The organism is Bacillus sp. FSL R5-0659 (assembly GCF_038008785.1).
GTDB classification, from domain to species: domain Bacteria; phylum Bacillota; class Bacilli; order Bacillales; family Bacillaceae; genus Bacillus; species Bacillus safensis.
Genome location: NZ_JBBOZU010000001.1, coordinates 324,114 through 342,271 on the forward strand (window position 1 = coordinate 324,114; position 18,158 = coordinate 342,271).

The following is an 18,158-nucleotide window of genomic DNA, read 5'->3' on the forward strand; positions in this document are numbered from 1 at the left end:
TCTCAGTCTTTTTTCTTTATGTAGATTCTCTTGTCACGAGCCGGGTAGGCAGCTGGATATGTTCGCGCTGTAATGGTTTTTGGTCTTGCAGAAGCGCGATCATTTGCTGTACTGACCGCTGGCCAAGCTCTACGATCGGTATGTCAATCGTGGTGATCGTTGGAGCTGTCACTTCGCATATGTCTTGGTTGTCATAGCCGATGACCGCTAGATCCTCGGGGATTTGATAGCCATATGAAATGGCCTGTTTAATGAGCCCTGCTGCAACTTGATCATTGCCGGTGAAAATGGCATCAGGCGCATCCGTCATGTGATGGATGACCTCCATTAAGCGAAAGCCGTCTTCAATGGTAAAAGCCTCTCCAAACAGCCAATCATCTTGCAGCGGCAAACCGTGAGCAGAGAGTGCATCAAGATAGCCCTGTTTTCTTTGTTTCTGCGCTTCACTGCTTTCTGTATCGAAGCAAAACCCAATCGATTTTCGCCCCGACCGAATCAAGTAGTCCACCGCTTTATAGGCGGCTTCCCGTTCATCGTATCCAATAATCGGGATGTTTGCTGTTTGATGATATTCATTTGCCATGACAATGGGGCCGTTCGTTAAAAATGGCTCAATTTTCTCCCACGTATTTTCTAACGCCCCCAATATAACCCCATCTACTTCTCTTCTTTTTAATAGTTGAAGTCCTTCAAGCTCTAATGCTTCTTGATAAAACGTCTGAAGCACGATGGCTTTATATCCTTGATCAAGGGCTTCTTTTGAAATGCCTTTAATCAATTGTGCAAAAAAAGGATGGTCCACAGCTGGGACAGACACAGCAATGGTTTTTGTCTGATGTGACCTTAGTGTGCGGGCTGCTGAACTCGGTGTATATTCCATTTCTTTCATCACCTGTAAGATGAGCTGCCGCTTTTCTTCTGACACATATGGGTGATGGTTTAGCACTCTGGAAACGGTGGTGGTTGAAACCCCGCAGCGTTTGGCAATTTCATAAATTGTACACATATTAACAAATCCTTTACACAAAGTTATTGTTCTGAAATCGATAACATCATTTACAATGTGAAACAAGTTAAATATTAACAAAAGGAATTGATTAATTGGAGGGAATGGAATGCAAATATTGACGAAGATATCAGGTAAAAGCAAGGATTATCTTCCTTTGCTGGATATGATCAATCAAGGTGTTCAAGTAAAAGCCGATTCAGTTGAAAAGCATCTAGCAAATGAAAAGCTGGTGACGTTCCTTGAGCAAGATATAGAACGCACAGGTTTGGAAAAAATTCTCTTCCATTATAAACAAAATAAGGAAAAAAAGATACCGTTTCTGCCGGTTGATAAACTGATTTCAGAGGATGAAATCGATGATATTATGCTGGTGTTGAAGGAAGTATTGAGCTCTGGCCGTTTTACTTCAGGGCCATATATTCCGACCTTTGAAAAGGCGATTGCTGCGTACTTAGGGAAAAAATATGTCATAGCCACGTCAAGTGGAACAGATGCCTTGATGATCAGTCTCATATCGGCAGGCGTCCATCCGGGAGACGAGGTGATTTTGCCAGCCAACAGCTTTGCTGCAACAGAAAATGCAGTGCTTGCCATTGGGGCTGTTCCGGTATATGCCGATATCGATCCAGAAACCTACTGCCTCGCAGCGAGTGAAATAGAGAAGCATATCACAGATAAAACGGTATGCATTCTACCGGTTCATTTATATGGAAAGCAAGCGGATATGAAGGCTATTTCGGCGATTGCGAAACAGCATGGTTTGAAAATCATTGAAGATGGCTGTCAAGCGATTGGCAGCAGTGGCCTTGGTGCTTATGGAGATGGACTTGTTCTCAGCTTTAATCCATACAAAAACCTTGGGGTCTGCGGAAAGGCAGGCGCCATCGCTACAAACGATGAGGCCTTAGCGGAAAAATGCATGGAGATCAGCTATCACGGCTTTGAATCTGGAAAGAAAAATGTCAAACGCAGTGACTACGGCTTTAATTCCAAAATTGATAATTTGCAGGCAGCAATCGGACTCGAACGAATGAAGTATTTAGGACTGCAAAACTTTAAACGTTTTTACTTAGCCAAGCGATATATTGACCAGCTGCAAACGCTTGAGGATGAAGGATACATGAAGCTTCCGAAGCTGACGGATGACCATGTATGGCATCTATTCCCGATTAGAGTACTGAAGGGAGACCGAGATGAACTTGCAGCGAAATTGCTGGAAATGGGCATAGAGACGGATGTCTATTACCCGATCCTATCGCATCAGCATCAAACAAATCTTGTTTCTCAAAAGTATAGACAAACAATACTACCGCACACGGAAAAGGCAGCGCAGCAATTACTTCACCTGCCGCTTTACCCAGGAATGCCGCTGCAAGATCAGGAGAAGGTCATCGAGGGGGTTCATCATGTTATCAAGTCTTCCATTCAATAAAAAACTACTGAATCAGCCGAAGAATCCGCAGTGGATCGTCTTCTGTGATTTTGATGAAACGTATTATTCTCACGAAATGACAGAGGAGCAGAGAGAGGATGTCAAGCGGCTGGAAGCCTTTGTAGCAGAAAAGAGTGAAGCGGGACAGCTTTTGCTGGGCTGGGTGACGGGAAGCAGCCTCGATTCTGTCACGAGCAAAATGGAAAAAGGCGGGTTTCATCAATTCCCGCATTTCATTGCGTCGAACTTAGGGACTGAGATTGTATATACGTCGGATGTTCATTTTGGACAGCCAGATGCAGAGTGGATGAAGCGGCTGGATGCACAGGGCTTTTCAGATGAAAAAATCGAAGACATCCTGGAAACTGTCCGAGAAAAGGGCATTTCCCTTAGACCGCAAACGCAGCTGGGCAGCTCAGGGTATAAAAAGAATTTCTATTATCAGGAGCAGGATGAACGGACGGATCTTCATCATCTATCATTTATCCAATCACTGGCTAAAGAGCGGGGTGTGGCGGTCAACATCAACAAATGCAACCCGCTTGCAGGAGATCCTGCGGATTGCTATGATGTCGATTTTTTACCAGTAGGAACAGGGAAGGATGAAATTGTCCGCTTTATGCTGAACCAATATGATCTATCGAAAGATCAAGGCTTTGCGTTTGGTGATAGTGGGAACGATTTGCGGATGCTTCAATCCGTCACGCACGGTTTCCTTGTCCAAAATGCGACAGGCGAAGCCAAACGGCACCATCACCAAATTTGTCATCATGGGTATGCAAAAGGAATCTATGAAACTCTGAAAACAGTGATGTATAAACATGAGGAGGCACATTCATGAAGAAAATTGGAATTGTTGGAGCAGGGAATATTGCAAAAGCACATGCAAGAGCATTATCAACGATCAAAGGTGCAGAATTATCCGGTGTCTATGATTTGCATGAGTCGGTCGCACAGGGATTCATTAAACAGTACGGCGGACGTGTGTATTCAAGTATCGAGACACTTGCAGATGCATCTGATGGGTTGATCATTGCTTCCCCTAATTTTTGTCATAAGGACCATGCCCTTCAGTCGCTAAGAGCAGGACAGCCGATTTTATGTGAAAAACCGATGGCTGTGTCGCTGAAGGAAGCGAAGGAAATGGTAGAGACAGCCAAACAGTTCCAAGTTCAAGCCAGTATGGGCTTTAACTATCGTTATTTATCCTTTGTGAATATATTGAAGAACTTGATTGCCAACGGAGAATTAGGCCGTATTTTGACCGTCAGAACTCATTTTAAGAAAAACAGTGCCCTCAGAAGAAAGACATTTTCATGGAGAGACAGCGGCGAAAGTCTGCGTACGAGCGGTGCGCTAGGAGATCTTGGCATTCATTTGATTGATATGCTGTGGTACTTATTTGGCAGTGAAATGAAGAAAGAATCACTTAACACCAAGATGCTGACACGTGTAAAGGAAAAAGAAGAGAAAAAGGTACAGGTGGATGATCATACCGAAATTTTCGGGCAGATGGAGAATCAAGTGTTCTTTCATTTGGTGACATCCAAAAGTACGCAGCCTGAGGAATGTGGATTTAGTGTAGAAGTCGTTGGTCATGACAAGGTATTCAAATACCATACGAACATGAAAAACGAATATGAGATCAGTGATGGATTGTGTGTGGAGCGTCATCAAATGCCGCAAACCTTGCTGACAGATCCGCCGAATGAATTTTACGGATGGTCCGATACATTCCGCGATCAGCTGATGCATTGGGTGAATACTGATCCATACCCAACTCATATGAAGGTCGCTAATTTTGAAGATGGTTATCGCGCGCAGGCTGCGCTCAATACATGCTTTGAGAGGGAAGAGGCAGTTGTCTCTGCTCAGGCATATTAAAGAGGTGGAGCGGAGGATGTCATGACTCCGCTCCTTTTTAGAGGAAGTGAAAAGATGAAAAAGGTATTTTACTTTGGCTGTGTCTTTTATTTTTTTATTGGGACCATTCATGTGTTCTTTGGCAGCTTAACGCCTTATTTGCTGTCGAGTTATGATAAGGGTCCTGGGGAATTATCATCTTTAATTTTTTTTCAGTTTATTGGTTTTTTGACAGGTGTTCTGCTATCCCCCATTCTAGTGAGAAAAAGAGGCTATGGCGCTGTGCTGACGATGGGTCTTTTGCTGATGATTGGCTCACTTCTGCTGGGGCTGTTGGTGCCCGGCTGGACGACGCTTGTGCTGGCAGGTTTTTTTCTTGGGAGTGGCGCAGGCAGTCTTGAGACAACAGCCGGTGCGTATGTCATTTCAATGGCTAATAGTGCAAAGCGAATCAGTATCATGGAGGTCTTTTTTGGATTAGGTGCACTGTTATTTCCGCTAGTGATTTTGCTGACTGTCACAGATCAGACATGGCAGTATGTGTTTTTATTTCAGGTGGGTGCGCTGACATTTTTCCTCATGCTATGGCTTGTTTTTATGAACAAACTGCCTCATGGACAGATGGATGCTCCTTCCACAGGAGGGATGAGGAAACCGTCCTTGCTTCTTGATCGAAATAATCGAATGATCGTGGTCATTATGATTTGTTTTGCCTTTTTCTACGCAGGGATTGAAACGAACTTTGCGAACTTTTTGCCGTCGATCATGCTGGAAAAGGGGGGAGAAAATTGGGGCCTCTTTGCGGTCTCTACTTTCTGGACAGCGATCGTCATTGGCAGGACTGTGATTGCGAGAAAAGCTGATCAGCTGCACCCGCTGCGTTTTTTAAAGCTAAGCGCATCACTGATGATTTTGCTGCTTGTGATATTCGCTCTAACAACCCACATTACTGCGCAGCTGATCCTCATCTTTTTCATCGGGCTTTGCGCAGCTGGCATGTTCCCAATCGCACTGACAGCATCTGCCTTAATGATTGAAAATGCCATCGATGAGGCGACGAGTTATTTTATTGCAGCCGCGAGCTTAGGCGGAGCCTGCTTGTCCTTTTTGATTGGATTTAGTCTGGAATGGGCAGGAGCGGCAAGTGCCGTCTTTGTATTTGCTTTCTTAGCTGTTCTTCTGTTTGCAGCTGCGATTCAAATGAATCGTTCTAAGAAAAAAGAAACAGTACACACGCAGCAGACGGAACTGAAAGCAGATCGCTAAGCACATGATCAAGCCGCTCCCCAAGGTCCACCTGAAATGATGACAAAGGACTTGTACTAAAACGCAGAAAGTTTGAATAACATGTACAAGTCAGCATCAAAAGGAGGACGTCTATGTGGCGGTGTTTTTTGGTTATATCTTTTTAGGGTTGTCGCTTTCAGCGCCTGTTGGGCCAGTCAATGCAGCCCAAATCGACAGAGGCATTAAAAGTGGATTTTGGCATGCTTGGATTTTTGGTGTGGGGGCTATGGCTGCGGATATTGTCTATATGCTTCTCATCTATTTTGGTGTCGCCCAGCTTTTGACTGCACCTCTTGTAAAAACCTTTTTGTGGCTGTTCGGCTTTTTCGTTCTGACCTATACCGGCATTGAAAGTCTGCGTAAAATCAATTTGCAGGAGAGTCCGAAAAAGGACAGCGGTAACACATCAATTGGCCATTCGTTCATGACCGGATTTTTCATTTCTCTATCTAATCCGCTCAGTATTTTGTTTTGGCTTGGCATCTATGGCAGCATTTTAGCCAATACGATCGAAAAGTATGGAGCTTCCCAAATGCTTATGTACAGTATGGCTATTTTTATCGGCATGCTAATCTGGGATTTCTGTATGGCGCTGCTTGCTAGTTCGTTTAGGCGTTATTTAAGTGAACGTGTGTTACATGGTTTATCCGTTCTTGCAGGTCTATCTTTACTTGGTTTCGGCGTCTATTTTGGGTATCAAGGGATTATGGCTTTGATTGGGTAGAAAAACGGACTGACACATCCAGTCTGTTTCAGCGTGTAGACAAACCCTCGCATTCGGTGTCAGTCCTGCGCTCCGGTGCTCACGAATGTCAAATTCGCTCCGCTCCGATGCTCGTCCTTCCTAGGGCTGCAAAGGTTTTCTATCACGCTGAAAAGAAGACAAAGGGCTAAAATAAAAAATCATTTTAGCCCTTTGTCAGTAATCTGAAGCAGACTGACACATTCAGTCTGTTTTTTTGTAAGGATTGACAGACATAACACATTCTTGAATAATGGTGGAATAGAAAATGGATTGAAGGAGCCTCTGCTATGCGTATGTTTCTGCCAGTATTTAATTATTTGTGTATGTTGATTTTATCAGTCATCACAGCAACATTCATTTATACGTTTTTATTTATGCCATCTGAAGCGGGCTTCAGTTATGTGGAGATGACCAGTCTGTTCATTTTGCTTGCTTATGTCATTTTTGCTGTACCAATTCAGCTTGTTTTACACCGGCATCCTAAAAGGTTTCGAAGCCGTGACTTATTGATTTATTTTATTGCGGCCTGGGTGGTTTGCTCGGCTTTGGCTTTATGGATTGATTATGGACTTGTTGTGTTCATCAGCTATAAAGTTTATTTGTTTAGCTTCTGCGCAGCCCTTATTTATTGGGTGCTGGATTCCGTCTTTTTGATGAAGAGCCAATCGTAGAAATGACGAAAGGCGCTCTATTAACTTACGCTAGGCTGATCTGCATAATAGAATAAGAGAAACAAATACCTGCTCCATTTGAATGGAAATCCCCATCTTGTCATGCGCAAGGAAAGTCGTGGGAGGACAGTCACCACAGCCATTTCCACCTCATAGGCTGTGGAGAAGACGCTAAAACGAGGTGGAAGGAAATGGCCCAGCTGTATGCAAAAAGTTGCCTTGATCAAAATCTACGATCACTAGAAGAATGGAAGCAGGACGCTTTCACAAAATTTGGCGAGATGGTCGGAGATGAAGGAGATACATTCCCTTGTGTACCCGGAAGACAGGGATTTTTTCTCGATCATTTACGCTATGGGTTTGTTGGTGACCCGAGGGAAGAGGAAGCAGTGGATGAATTAGCCCAGCTGCTTAGAGAATACAAAGGCTGTGCGAAAGAAACCGGTCAATATGCTTCATTTATCTGTTTTTTTGAAACACCGCAGGATTTAAAGGAAAGTTCGCTTGAAGAGTTTGAGCAGCATTTTTGGACGCTGCTTCAACGGCTGCATCATAAAGATGAAGAACCATGGCCTGAGGAGATTCCGCTAGATACTCATCATCATGAGTGGGAGTATTGCTTCCATGGTGAAGCGTATTTTATTTTATGTTCCACACCTGCTCACAAGCTCAGAAAAAGCCGCCACTTCCCTTATGTCATGATGGCATTTCAGCCTAGATGGGTGTTTGAGAAATTGAATGGATCGACCAAGTTTGGACAAAAAATGAGCCAGCTCGTTCGCAAGCGGCTCAAAGCATATGATGAGGTCAGTGTACATCCATCATTAAAATGGTACGGGGATCCGACCAATCATGAATGGAAGCAATATTTTCTCCCAGATGAAGAGGCGGAGAAACCAGCCTCCGCCAAATGTCCATTTACTGCATTAAAAAACATGATGAAATTATGATGCGGTCTGATCCTGTTTCCACTTTTTCCTCATAAATAGCACCATGACGGCAATCACTGCAATGATCCCAAGGCTGATAAAAAAGCCAGGTCGTCCGCTTGCCTCTGTTAATGTGCCAGAAACGGCGGCTCCAATTAAGAGCAGCGCAAGAATCATTTCACACGTTTGGCGAGTGGATGGCTTGGATAGCTTTTTACTTGAGAACAGAATAAAGATCCATGTATACAGCAAGGTAAGACCGGCTGCTGTTGTGAGATGCTCGTAGATGTGTTTGGACAAAAAGAGTGCTAGCAAAATCGAGACAATTAAGCCGGCAGCAGTTAAGATAATCGAAGACCATCTCACATGCGATGGATCTTTTTGTTTAAAGCAAGCAGGTGCATCCTGATGCTCTGACATTGTGCCGAGCAGCGTTGTGACTGCATAGAGAGAGGCAACCAATGTCGAAAAACCGGCAATGATAAAAATGCCATTAAAGATATGAAGAAAGATCGATAAATGAAACGGCTCTAATGAAGTAATAAATGGACTGCTGTTCTCATTAAAGGCTGTCACTGGGACAAGCAAGAGAGCAAGTCCGATTGAGACGATATAGATGACTGCTAGAATGATCAGCATGACACGTCCAGCCTTTGCTGCATCTTTTGGGTCCTTTAAATGAACCGCCATCAGCCCCATGACTTCAATTCCCCCAAAAGCATAAAACGCATAAATCAAACCATTCCAAAGACCAAGCGGACCAAGAGGCATCCATTCGTGATCCTTATTAGGAAGATGAAGGGTCGGTTTATGTTCTGTCAAAATGCCGAATAATACAAGCACCGCAAGAATCATAAATAGAAAAATCGCCGCTGTTTTCAGTACCGCCAGAACATTTTCTGTCTTTTGAAAAGAAGATAGCCCAATGATAATGACGAGCAGGGCAAGAGCGGAATAAATTGCAGAAAACACCCAAAGCGGAACAGAAGGAAACCAGTGACGGGTAAATAGAGAAATGGCCGTTAACTGACTTCCTGTAATCAGCATTTCTGCAAACCAATACACCCAGCCATTGCTAAACCCTGCCCATCGTCCGTATGCTTTACGAGCATAGGAACAAAATGACCCTTTATCAGGATTATCGGCTGTCATCGCAGCCAAATGTTTAAAAACGAGATACGTTCCGACCGCAGCAAGCAAAAAGGAGATGCAGACGGAATAACCGGATTTTGTAATGGCGATGCTGGAACCAAGGAAGAACCCAGTGCCAATTGTACAGCCGACTCCGATGAGAGAAAGCTGCCACCAAGATAAAGATTGTTCTTCTTTCAATGCAAGTGCAACACCTTTCTATTTCAATGACATTAGCTTGTGACCGCGTCTTTTTTTTATACATGATCAAGGGGACATTTTGGGCATACTGTCATGGAAAGGAGTGCATGTGATGAACGGAGAATACGTCATTTTGCCAAAGGGTAGACTCGGCTTTCGTTTAGGAAAAGGCCAATGTATGCGAGTGGTTGATATCGAAGGCCAGCAAGTAGCAGATGTGATGGCCTATCATGAAAAGGATTTTTATGAAAAATTTGACCAAGGTGCGACGATGGATAGCCTATTTTCATCCAAAGTGAAAAAAGGCGATAAGCTCTATTCTAATTTATATAAACCGATGTTTACGATCATTGAAGATACAGTAGAATGCCATGATTTATACATGCCCGCCTGCCGGCAAGAAATGTATCAGCTTTTATACGGCCGGACGCACTTAGAGGTCATGCATACATGCTACGACAATTTGCGGACTGCCTTTGAGCCCTTTGGAATTCCAAAGGAGGATATGTACTATCCTTTTAATGCCTTTATGAATACAGTCATTGATGAAAAAGGAAAGCTGTCTGTCGAGCTGCCAAAATCGCTGCCAGGTGACTACATTCGCCTGAGGGCTGAAATGGATCTCATTGTGGCCGTGTCCGCTTGTCCTGCTGATATTGGGAAGTGTAATGGTTCAAGCTGTACATCTATACGGGTAGAAATCGATTAAAAAAGAAAAGGACCAGTCCATAAAGACATGGTCTTTTTCACTTGTGAATGTTTGATATCTAAGAGATAGGGGAACGTCTAACAAAATGTTCTTGATGAAAACATGGTATAATGGAGATTCAAAAAACGTTGTTAAATCAATGAATTGTGTGTAAAACCTGTTCTCTTCATGTAGAGGATGCTTAGGAGGAAAAGTGTATGAGTTTGCAGAAAAAGATCAGCCAAGAGTTGCATGTGCAGCCCTCAATTGACCCAAAGCAGGAGATCGAAAAACGGGTTGGATTTCTAAAGGAATACTTGAAAAAAACCGGGGCAAAAGGATTTGTACTCGGCATTAGCGGCGGGCAGGATTCAACGCTTGCCGGACGTCTTGCACAGCTTGCTGTCAGTGAGCTTCGTCAAGAAGGAAAAGAGGATGCTGTCTTTATTGCGGTACGCCTTCCGCATGGTGTGCAGCAGGATGAAGATGATGCACAGCTTGCTCTATCATTTATTCAGCCAGACAAGTCGTGGAAATATGATATTGCACCTGCCGTATCAGCATTCAGTGATCAATATCAAAAAGAAACAGGCGGCCCATTGTCTGACTTTAATAAAGGGAATGTCAAAGCACGTATGAGAATGATCGCGCAATATGCTGTCGGCGGTGAGGAAGGATTGCTTGTCATCGGTACAGATCATGCAGCTGAAGCAGTAACCGGCTTCTTCACGAAGTATGGTGATGGCGGTGCAGATGTTCTTCCGCTCACAGGCTTGACAAAACGCCAAGGCCGGGCGCTACTCGAAGCGCTAGAAGCACCGGAACGCCTGTATTTAAAGAAACCAACAGCCGATCTGCTGGACGACAAACCTCAGCAAACGGATGAAACAGAACTCGGCATTACGTACAATGAAATTGATGATTACTTAGAAGGCAAACCAGTGTCAGATCAAGCAGCAGAAGCGATTGAAAAGCGCTATGTTCAATCAGAGCATAAACGCCAAGTACCCGCTTCCATGTTTGATGATTGGTGGAAATAAAAAAGAGACCTCTCCAGAAGATGGAGAGGTTTCAGCGTGTAGACAAACCTTCGCATTCGGTGTCAGGTCTGCGCGCCGGTACTCACGAATGTCAAATTCGCTCCGCTCCGGTACTCGTCCTTTCCTAGGGCTGCAAAGGTTTTCTATTACGCTGAAAAGAAGACAAAGGGCTAAAATAAAGATCATTTTAGCCCTTTGTCAATAATCAGAGACCTCTCCAGATGGAGAGGTTTTTTTATGTCGAATTTCAAGTGGGTTTGACAAAATAACCAAAATTTCATTAAATTAGTAGAACGATATACTTAAGTCCATTTCACTAAATATCGGTTTTTTTGATCAAAAAAAGCAAGCATAATTAGTTCGATTCACTTAATTTCATTTCTATTGACAGTATTTTCAGAAAAAATGATTGACGAAGAAAAAGAATGCGCTTACAATGAAACCACATTCCGAAAAGTGAAATTAGATTCCACTGAATGGAATAAGGGGGTGATTCACCTCCAAATAAGAAGCTAAAGGAATGATGGACACAATGAAAAATCGAAGTGCACTGGAAATTTACAAAGAGGGAGGCGCTTGGTGGGAGACTGAGATTAGTCATATTCAAAAAAATTCAATTGAACTTCGAGGATATCCGATTGAAGAACTGATTGGTGAATTGTCGTATCCACAAATGCTCTATTTACTGCTTGTTGGTGAATTATTGAATGATTCAAAAGCAGCTCTTTTTGAAAGTGTTCTTGTCGCAGGTGCGGACCATGGACCAAGGGCGCCATCTATTGCAGCAGCCAGAATGGCCGTGACTTGCGGCATTTCGTTTAATTCCTCTGTTGCAACAGGGGTGAATCTATTAGGTGACATTCATGGCGGAGCCGGAGAGAAGGCCATGCGTATGTTATACGAAGCCAAAGCGATCTACGATGATCAAAAGGATGTACAGTCTGCGGCAAAGCAAGTGTGCCAAACATGGTTAACTCGCAAGGAAAAAATCCCGGGAATCGGACATCAGCTTCATGATGATGATCCGAGGGTGAGACGTTTATATGAGCTGAGTCACACATATGTCCAGCAAGGTGTTATCAGCGGGACATATTTACGATTAGCCGAAGCGATTAGACATGAGCTTGAACAGCTGAAAGGGAAGAAAATCACGATGAATATAGATGGTGTATCTGCTGCCATCCAATGTGAATTAAACATTCCGGCCGAAGCAGCAAAAGGCATTTTTTCCTTATCCAGAGGAATGGGCATCGTGGCGCATGCATATGAGGAGCTGACAAAGGGAGCCCTCGTGAAGGGACCTTGTCCGAATGAAGAAAGATTGGTTCGTTATGCAGGGCATGGAACGCGGCACTTGAAGGAGGGAGAAAAAATTTGAGTGGTCTCAAAGCGTTGTCATATATAAACGGCGAGTGGCTGGATACCGATCGTGTCAAAACTGATATCATCAATCCTTACTCAGGAGAAATAATCGGTACATCCTATCTCGCCTCATCAGAAGACATAGAACAGGCGCTTTCTAGTGCGCAGCATGCTAAAAAACAAATAGCGGGAATATCGGCCATCGAACGCTCAAAGCTTCTAACAAAAGCAGCCACCTTACTTGAAGAACAAAAAGACCATTTTGCAAAACTGATTTCGCTAGAACTAGGCAAACCACTTAAAAATACAAGAGATGAAGTTTCGCGATCAATCGAGACGCTGGCGCAGTCGGCGGAAGAAGCGAATCGATTAATAGGTGAGACCATTCCTGGCAATGTATCATCGCGTGGACAGGGAGCAATGGCCATGACATTTAAAGTACCAGTCGGAGTTGTGCTGGCGATTACTCCTTTTAATGCACCGCTCAATTTAATTTGCCACAAAGTCGGTCCAGCCTTTGCGGGAGGGAATGTCATTATTTTGAAGCCTGCACCGCAAACATCAGCTGTTGCCACAGCGTTTGTCAAACTCCTTCTCGAAGCAGGATTTCCTGAGGCTGGATTGCAGCTTGTGATTGGCGGGGTCGAGGCTGGGAAACAGTTAGTCACTGATGAAAGAACGAATCTCATCTCTTTTACCGGCGGGGCAGCCGGAGGCGAACATATTACAACCTCTGCGGGATTAAAAAAGGTACTGCTCGAACTTGGAGGGAATGGCGCGACGATTGTTCATCACGATGCAGATATTGAACAAGCCGCATCCCTTTGTGCCAAAACAGGCTTTAGTAATTCCGGTCAAAGCTGTATTTCTGTTCAAAGAATTTATGTCCACCAGGAAATCATGCCGACGTTTACTGAGGTATTAAAACAAAAAGTAGAGCAGCTTGTCGTTGGAGATCCGCTGTCTAGTGAGAGTGATATCGGCTGTATGGTTGATGTCCAGGCCGCGCAGCGTGTTGAGGCATGGATACAAGAGGCAGAGAGTATGGGGGCTGAGCTTTTATATGGGGGAAAAAGAAATGGAGCGAGCATCACACCGGCTATTTTGTTAAACCCTCCGAAACAGGCCAAGGTTGTCTGTGAGGAAGTGTTCGGCCCAGTTGTCAGCGTTCTCCCTTATGAGGAGCTGGAGGAGGCAATCAAAGAAGCAAATGATAGTCGATATGGGTTGCAGGCAGGGATCTTTACGAATCAGCTGGATGTGGCATTACACGCAGCAAAAGAGCTTGAAACTGGCGGTGTTGTCATCAATGGGACATCGAATTTTAGACTGGATCATTGGCCTTATGGTGGGATTAAGCGAAGTGGTCTTGGAAGAGAGGGTCCGCGTTTCGCCATCGAGGAGATGACCGAAACCAAAATGGTCGTGCTCCCAAATGGTCTGTGAAAGGGGCGGAGGGATGTGAATGCATTTCAGCAAAAAGTAAAAAGTGTGCAGACAGGCGGTCAACCAATGATTTGTACGCCGCTCATCGGACATACAAAGGAAGAATTGTTTCATGAGGTCGAGGTGTTAACAGAGAAGAAGCCTGATGTGATCGAGTGGCGGGCAGATTTTTTTCATCACCTTCATGACAAGGAACAAGTGATAGAAACCCTTAAGGGAATGGTAGAAAAGGCAAAGGGCATCCCATTTTTATTCACCATTCGCTCTGAAAAGGAGGGCGGCGAAAGTATATCACTCTCCGAAACTGAGAAAGTTTCTTTGCTTGCCGAGCTTTGTTCCACACAGCTTGTGGATGCCGTTGATTATGAATTGATGCAGGATGTGGCACATATACAGCAAGTCAGTCAGGCAGCTAAAAGAAATGGCGTCACCTTGATTGTGTCGTATCACGATTTCTATCGCACCCCTGAGATAGATCGTCTCGTGCAGCTACTCGTCAATGCAGAATCAGTCGGCGCCGACATCGCAAAGATCGCAGTGATGCCGCATTCCTATGACGATGCATTAACACTGCTCTCAGCGACCAGCCATGCGAAAAAGCAGCTGTCAATTCCCGTGATTTCCATGGCAATGGGGGAATACGGGGCTTTTACAAGAATGGTTGGTGGACTTTTTGGATCTGTCATGACCTTTGCTGTAGGGAAAGAAAGCTCAGCTCCCGGGCAAGTGGCGATACAGAATTTGAACAATGTTCTATCTATTGTGTTTTCAAAGAATAAGTGAGTAGCAGATTCATAGCTGCAACGTGAGAGGAGAGAAACATGAAGAAGAATATTTCTACACAGGTTATTCAGTACTTAGAAAATCGGGGAGTCGAGCATATTTTCGGTCTATGCGGTCATACGAATATTGCTTTTTTATCAGCGCTTGAAAAAAGCTCGATTCAATTTGTAAATGTCAGGCATGAACAGATAGCGGCACATGCAGCAGATGGTTATGCGCGAGCAAAGAAACAGACGGCTGTTGTTCTCAGTCATCTAGGTCCTGGACTCACCAATGCGGCAACAGGGGTAGCGAATGCAGCACTTGATTCCATTCCAATGGTTGTCATTGCAGGAGATGTCCCAAGTCATTACTACGGAAAGCACCCACACCAAGAGATCAATCTTCATTCCGATGCCTCTCAATACGAAATTTACCGGCCGTTTGTGAAAAGAGCATGGCGAGTCGATATTCCAGAATTATTTCCAGAGATTTTATCAAAAGCATTTCAGTTAGCTGAAAGCGGCCGTCCTGGCCCGGTGCTTATTTCTGTTCCGATGGACGTTTTCTCAAAAGATCTAGATGTGTCCCTGTTTGAACAAATGAACCATCATACACACACCATTGAAAAACCTTCTATTGATGATCAAACGGCCAATCGGATATTAGACCGATTGCTGCAGGCAGAAAGGCCGCTCTTATATGTAGGGGGAGGCATTTTACTAGCTGATGCAGCTGAAGAATTAAAGGCATTTTCTGACCATCTAAGTATCCCTGTTGCTCACTCTTTGATGGGGAAAGGAGCCATGCCGGATGATCACCCAATGACCCTTGGAATGACGGGGTTTTGGGGGACAAAATTTATTAATGATCAGTGCAAAGAGGCGGACTATATATTGGCTTTAGGCACCCGTTTTGCTGAAGCTGATGCGAGCTCGTGGGAATCGGAGTATACGTTCAATTTCCAATCAACCAAGCTCATTCATATTGACATTGATCCGAATGAAATTGGCCGGAACTACCCTGTTGAAATTGGAGCGGTAGCCGATCTCAAGCAGGCACTGACCGTACTCAATCGCGTGGCGAAAGAAAGGCTGCCAGAAGGTATCGATCGCCCTGAATTGAAAAAGGACATTGCGGCATATCGTGAGGAATTTCAAAAGAGCAATTTGACGAATATTCAAGACGAGTCTTTCCCAATGAAACCGCAGCGTATTTTGCAGGAAGTGCGGGAAGTATTGCCGCCAGATGCTTTCATTACAACCGATGTTGGCTGGAATAAAAATGGGGTCGGACAGCAATTTCCTGTATTCACTCCAGGAACTATTTTAACCCCAGGCGGTTTTGCAACAATGGGATTTGGAGCCCCTGCCGCACTTGGGGCAAAGATTGCCCAGCCTGACCGTGTCGTTGTGTCACTCGTTGGAGACGGCGGATTCGGTCAAAATCCATCCGTTCTCGCAACAGCCGTTGAAGAAAACATTCCTGTTGTGTGGATTGTGATGAATAACAGTGCGTTTGGCACAATAGCCGGCTTGCAAATGGCGCACTATGAAACGACGTACGGCACTGTTTTTAGAAAAGGTGGAGAAAGCTATTCTCCGGATTTTGCTGCCATTGCGAGAGGTTATGGAATGAAGGGGATTAAAATCACTTCTGCGTCTGAATTCAAAGAAGCCTTGGCTGAAGCCGTTGCCTGTCAGGAGCCTTGCGTCATTGATGTAGCGATGAAAAATGATCCTGTTCCTACGGATGGACATTGGAATATTAATGACATTTATTCACCAAATACAAAACGCTCACATGTCAGTGTGAACTAAACATTACTAGGGAGGAATCACCAATGAAAATTAAAGTATTGAATCCGTTTCAAGATGGGAACCCATTATGGTTAGGCTTAGATCGTCCAGAGGAGCAAATGATTCGAAAGGTATTTCAAACCATTACACCAGATACGGTTGGATCAGAGCATATGATGGCGGGTCTCACCATTTTTGAACCGGGAGAAGCAAGTTCAGTGCACAATCACCCGGGTTCAGAGGAGTTTGATTATGTGATTAAAGGGTCTGGCGAAGTCATTTGTGAAGGAGAAAGGCAGTCCTTTAAGCAAAATGATTTCATGTTCATTCCAGACGGTGTCCCGCACCAGCATGTGAATACAGGCGATGAACCTTTATGGCTTATTTGGCTCTACACGCCGCAAGGGCAGCTTCCGAAGGATTAAAAACCTGCACCGGTGAGCCCTGCTTTTGAATCATCAGGGCCTTACGGGTCAATCAGAAAGATGAAAAGGGCTAAATTAGAAATGATTTTAGCCCTTCATCACTTGAATGAAAGGGAGTCAAGCAATGAATATGAATACACCGCTCGAAGGAATAAAAATATTAGACGTCTCTACAATGATCGCTGCACCCTATGGCGCGGTGCTTCTAGGAGATTTTGGAGCAGAAGTCATCAAAGTCGAGATTCCTGGTAAAGGCGATACGCTGCGGCATGTCGGCCCTTTTGCAGATGGGGAACCACTTAGATGGTCAGGTCTCTCACGGAATAAAAAATCCCTTACACTGGATCTGCACAAAGACGAAGCAAAAGACATTTTTAAAAAGCTTGCAGCTCAGGTCGATGTACTGATCGAAAATTTCCGTCCTGGAACACTCGAAAAATGGGGCGTTGGGTACGATGTGTTAAAAGAAATCAACCCTCGTTTAATTATGATTCGTGTATCGGGTTATGGTCAAACGGGCCCGTTTAAGGACAAGGCCGGATTTGGAACGCCAGCGACGGCGTTTAGTGGCTTTACATATATTCAAGGGTTTCCAGACCGGCATCCAGTCAGCCCTTCATTTTCTCTAACTGATTATATTGCTGGCATCTATGTGGCATTTGCTACTGTGACAGCGATGTATTACAGGGATACACATCCAGAAGGAACGGGGCAAATGGTGGATTTGGCCCTCTATGAATCTGTGTTTCGTATGTTAGAGTTTTTGGTTGCAGAATATGACAAGCTTGGGAAGGTGCGTGAGCGTTCACCGGGGCTAAGCGGTCATTCAAGCCCTGCTGGTACCTATGAGACAAAGGATGGGCATTATTTGGTTCTTGTAACAAGTACAGATTCGACCTTCAATCGATTGGCTGAGGCGATGAATCGATTAGATTTATTAGAGAATGAAAAATTCGCGGTTAATGCATCCAGGCTGAAGCATAACAAAGAAATGGATGCGATTGTTTCGCAATGGATCGCGTCGAAAACAAGGGATGACGTATTAAAAAGTCTAGATACTTACGGTGTCCCTGTGAGCCCGATCTTAAGTATTCGGGATATTTTTGAACATCCACAATTTAAAGCAAGAGAGAATATCGTCGAAGTGCATCACCCTCGACTTGGAAAAGTGAAGGTGCCTGGGATCATTCCGAAGTTTGAAAAAACACCTGGAAGTATCCGTCACATTGCACCTGATTTAGGCGAACATAATTTTGAGATTCTAACAAATATGCTTGGCTTAACAGAAGAAGAGTGTAAGCAGTTAGAAGAAAAAGGGGTTATTTAAGACGTTCAACCGAACCGCACGCTGCGGAAACAAAGGAGGAT

At 44.3% G+C, this 18,158-nt stretch carries 17 protein-coding genes; 15 read left to right on the forward strand and 2 right to left on the reverse strand.

The window, feature by feature from the left end; all coding sequences use genetic code 11:
* Positions 1-16: 16 nt before the first annotated feature.
* Positions 17-1,006 (reverse strand): LacI family DNA-binding transcriptional regulator, encoded by a 990-nt coding sequence (locus tag NSQ72_RS01750; protein ID WP_330545851.1) that lies wholly within the window; start codon positions 1,004-1,006, stop codon positions 17-19.
* A 109-nt stretch (positions 1,007-1,115) separates the two neighbouring features.
* On the opposite strand from NSQ72_RS01750, the gene NSQ72_RS01755 reads away from it, so the two are divergent.
* The 7 genes from NSQ72_RS01755 to NSQ72_RS01785 all read left to right on the forward strand — a co-directional run bounded on the left by NSQ72_RS01755 (position 1,116) and on the right by NSQ72_RS01785 (position 7,957).
* Positions 1,116-2,441, forward strand: coding sequence for a DegT/DnrJ/EryC1/StrS family aminotransferase (locus tag NSQ72_RS01755; RefSeq protein WP_341083145.1), 1,326 nt, complete (start codon positions 1,116-1,118; stop codon positions 2,439-2,441).
* The gene (locus NSQ72_RS01760) at positions 2,416-3,282 is read left to right on the forward strand and encodes an HAD-IIB family hydrolase (RefSeq protein WP_341083146.1); all 867 of its coding nucleotides are present in this window, start codon (positions 2,416-2,418) and stop codon (positions 3,280-3,282) included. The genes NSQ72_RS01755 and NSQ72_RS01760 overlap by 26 nt, the downstream gene beginning before the upstream one ends.
* A complete protein-coding gene (locus tag NSQ72_RS01765; RefSeq protein ID WP_099662868.1) occupies positions 3,279-4,325 on the forward strand; it encodes a Gfo/Idh/MocA family protein in 1,047 nt (348 codons plus the stop codon). Before NSQ72_RS01760 ends, NSQ72_RS01765 begins: the two co-directional genes overlap by 4 nt.
* Positions 4,326-4,379: 54 nt before the next feature.
* Positions 4,380-5,570 (forward strand): MFS transporter, encoded by a 1,191-nt coding sequence (locus NSQ72_RS01770; RefSeq protein ID WP_099662869.1) that lies wholly within the window; start codon positions 4,380-4,382, stop codon positions 5,568-5,570.
* 115 nt (positions 5,571-5,685) lie between these two features.
* A complete protein-coding gene (locus NSQ72_RS01775; protein ID WP_339208832.1) occupies positions 5,686-6,315 on the forward strand; it encodes a LysE family translocator in 630 nt (209 codons plus the stop codon).
* Positions 6,316-6,623: 308 nt separating this feature from the next.
* Positions 6,624-7,007, forward strand: coding sequence for a UPF0715 family protein (locus tag NSQ72_RS01780; RefSeq protein ID WP_039176326.1), 384 nt, complete (start codon positions 6,624-6,626; stop codon positions 7,005-7,007).
* Positions 7,008-7,198: 191 nt separating this feature from the next.
* Positions 7,199-7,957, forward strand: coding sequence for a YqcI/YcgG family protein (locus NSQ72_RS01785; protein ID WP_341083149.1), 759 nt, complete (start codon positions 7,199-7,201; stop codon positions 7,955-7,957).
* Here the strand turns inward: NSQ72_RS01785 and NSQ72_RS01790 are convergent.
* The gene (locus tag NSQ72_RS01790) at positions 7,952-9,268 is read right to left on the reverse strand and encodes an amino acid permease (RefSeq protein ID WP_039176332.1); all 1,317 of its coding nucleotides are present in this window, start codon (positions 9,266-9,268) and stop codon (positions 7,952-7,954) included. The genes NSQ72_RS01785 and NSQ72_RS01790 overlap by 6 nt on opposite strands.
* Before the next feature lie 112 nt (positions 9,269-9,380).
* Here NSQ72_RS01790 and NSQ72_RS01795 point away from each other — a divergent pair, with 112 nt between their 5' ends.
* The 8 genes from NSQ72_RS01795 to NSQ72_RS01830 all read left to right on the forward strand — a co-directional run bounded on the left by NSQ72_RS01795 (position 9,381) and on the right by NSQ72_RS01830 (position 18,117).
* A complete protein-coding gene (locus NSQ72_RS01795) occupies positions 9,381-9,977 on the forward strand; it encodes a DUF1989 domain-containing protein (protein WP_106025724.1) in 597 nt (198 codons plus the stop codon).
* Between the two features lie 197 nt (positions 9,978-10,174).
* Positions 10,175-10,996: an ammonia-dependent NAD(+) synthetase gene (gene nadE, locus NSQ72_RS01800; protein ID WP_024424335.1), complete on the forward strand. Its 822-nt coding sequence runs from the start codon at positions 10,175-10,177 to the stop codon at positions 10,994-10,996.
* Between the two features lie 520 nt (positions 10,997-11,516).
* Positions 11,517-12,374: a citryl-CoA lyase gene (locus tag NSQ72_RS01805; RefSeq protein WP_341083150.1), complete on the forward strand. Its 858-nt coding sequence runs from the start codon at positions 11,517-11,519 to the stop codon at positions 12,372-12,374.
* Positions 12,371-13,804: an aldehyde dehydrogenase family protein gene (locus NSQ72_RS01810; RefSeq protein WP_341083151.1), complete on the forward strand. Its 1,434-nt coding sequence runs from the start codon at positions 12,371-12,373 to the stop codon at positions 13,802-13,804. The genes NSQ72_RS01805 and NSQ72_RS01810 overlap by 4 nt, the downstream gene beginning before the upstream one ends.
* Positions 13,805-13,870: 66 nt before the next feature.
* Positions 13,871-14,587 carry a type I 3-dehydroquinate dehydratase gene (aroD, locus tag NSQ72_RS01815; protein ID WP_341085002.1) on the forward strand — a complete coding sequence of 239 codons (717 nt, stop codon included), beginning with the start codon at positions 13,871-13,873 and terminating at the stop codon, positions 14,585-14,587.
* A 38-nt stretch (positions 14,588-14,625) separates the two neighbouring features.
* On the forward strand, positions 14,626-16,386 hold the full coding sequence (locus NSQ72_RS01820; protein ID WP_341083152.1) for a thiamine pyrophosphate-binding protein: 1,761 nt from the start codon (positions 14,626-14,628) through the stop codon (positions 16,384-16,386).
* A 23-nt stretch (positions 16,387-16,409) separates the two neighbouring features.
* On the forward strand, positions 16,410-16,790 hold the full coding sequence (locus NSQ72_RS01825; protein WP_341083155.1) for a cupin domain-containing protein: 381 nt from the start codon (positions 16,410-16,412) through the stop codon (positions 16,788-16,790).
* Positions 16,791-16,914: 124 nt separating this feature from the next.
* Complete coding sequence (locus NSQ72_RS01830) at positions 16,915-18,117, forward strand: CaiB/BaiF CoA transferase family protein (protein WP_341083157.1); 1,203 nt, start codon at positions 16,915-16,917, stop codon at positions 18,115-18,117.
* Positions 18,118-18,158: the final 41 nt, after the last annotated feature.

Coding starts and splice junctions, on each gene's coding strand:
- NSQ72_RS01750 (WP_330545851.1), bottom strand. CDS start 1,006: ATGTGTACAATTTATGAAATTGCCAAACGCTGCGGGGTTTCAACCACC.
- NSQ72_RS01755 (WP_341083145.1), top strand. CDS start 1,116: ATGCAAATATTGACGAAGATATCAGGTAAAAGCAAGGATTATCTTCCT.
- NSQ72_RS01760 (WP_341083146.1), top strand. CDS start 2,416: ATGTTATCAAGTCTTCCATTCAATAAAAAACTACTGAATCAGCCGAAG.
- NSQ72_RS01765 (WP_099662868.1), top strand. CDS start 3,279: ATGAAGAAAATTGGAATTGTTGGAGCAGGGAATATTGCAAAAGCACAT.
- NSQ72_RS01770 (WP_099662869.1), top strand. CDS start 4,380: ATGAAAAAGGTATTTTACTTTGGCTGTGTCTTTTATTTTTTTATTGGG.
- NSQ72_RS01780 (WP_039176326.1), top strand. CDS start 6,624: ATGCGTATGTTTCTGCCAGTATTTAATTATTTGTGTATGTTGATTTTA.
- NSQ72_RS01785 (WP_341083149.1), top strand. CDS start 7,199: ATGGCCCAGCTGTATGCAAAAAGTTGCCTTGATCAAAATCTACGATCA.
- NSQ72_RS01795 (WP_106025724.1), top strand. CDS start 9,381: ATGAACGGAGAATACGTCATTTTGCCAAAGGGTAGACTCGGCTTTCGT.
- nadE (WP_024424335.1), top strand. CDS start 10,175: ATGAGTTTGCAGAAAAAGATCAGCCAAGAGTTGCATGTGCAGCCCTCA.
- NSQ72_RS01805 (WP_341083150.1), top strand. CDS start 11,517: ATGATGGACACAATGAAAAATCGAAGTGCACTGGAAATTTACAAAGAG.
- aroD (WP_341085002.1), top strand. CDS start 13,871: ATGATTTGTACGCCGCTCATCGGACATACAAAGGAAGAATTGTTTCAT.
- NSQ72_RS01820 (WP_341083152.1), top strand. CDS start 14,626: ATGAAGAAGAATATTTCTACACAGGTTATTCAGTACTTAGAAAATCGG.
- NSQ72_RS01825 (WP_341083155.1), top strand. CDS start 16,410: ATGAAAATTAAAGTATTGAATCCGTTTCAAGATGGGAACCCATTATGG.
- NSQ72_RS01830 (WP_341083157.1), top strand. CDS start 16,915: ATGAATATGAATACACCGCTCGAAGGAATAAAAATATTAGACGTCTCT.